The following is a 639-nucleotide window of genomic DNA, read 5'->3' on the forward strand; positions in this document are numbered from 1 at the left end:
AGCAGATTCGCATAGAGATACACGAACTCTATCTGGCGGTGAAAGCTTTTTGGTCAGCTTGGCGCTGGCCCTGGCTTTGTCTGACCTGGTTAGCTATAAAACTCAAATTGACAGTTTATTTCTCGATGAAGGTTTCGGTACGCTAGACCGTGCGACATTGGATATCGCACTAGATTCACTGGATCAGCTCAACTCTCAGGGTAAAATGATTGGCGTGATTAGTCATATAGATGCCTTGAAAGAGCGTATACCTGTTCAGATTGATATTAAAAAAATGAGCGGGCTTGGGTACAGCCGTTTGGATAAGGCTTATGAGATTAAAGGGCAAGCTGATTAAGGTAGGCAGCGGCCAAAGTGCTTTACTGAAACGTAAGCACCTTGGCTTGTTTTGGATTCCGCATTAGCGAGGGGTGAAACCCTCTGCCTAAGAGAAACGTTTTAAAACTCAGCGCTATGATAAACGTTTTGCACGTCATCCAGGTCGTTAAGCATATCTAAAAATGTTTCGAAGGTAGCAATATCGTCACCTGAAATTTCAGTCGTTGTTTGTGGAACAAACTGGATTTCATCAACTTTAAAGTCTACTTCCTTTTCACCGTTCTTGTTCTCTGTACCGAATGCTTCGTTAAGCGCTTGCTT

The 639-nt window shown here is 43.2% G+C and carries 2 protein-coding genes; one reads left to right on the forward strand and one right to left on the reverse strand.

Going from position 1 to position 639, the window contains the following annotated elements:
- Window positions 1–337, forward strand: a 337-nt coding sequence (locus A3729_RS07755; protein WP_304439702.1) for an SbcC/MukB-like Walker B domain-containing protein, incomplete at its 5' end; no start/stop codon positions are given.
- Window positions 338–438: 101 nt separating this feature from the next.
- Here A3729_RS07755 and A3729_RS07760 read toward each other — a convergent pair.
- A partial coding sequence (locus A3729_RS07760; RefSeq protein ID WP_197475670.1) for a YebC/PmpR family DNA-binding transcriptional regulator occupies window positions 439–639 on the reverse strand: 201 nt, incomplete at its 5' end.

This window comes from Oleiphilus sp. HI0043 (assembly GCF_001634935.1).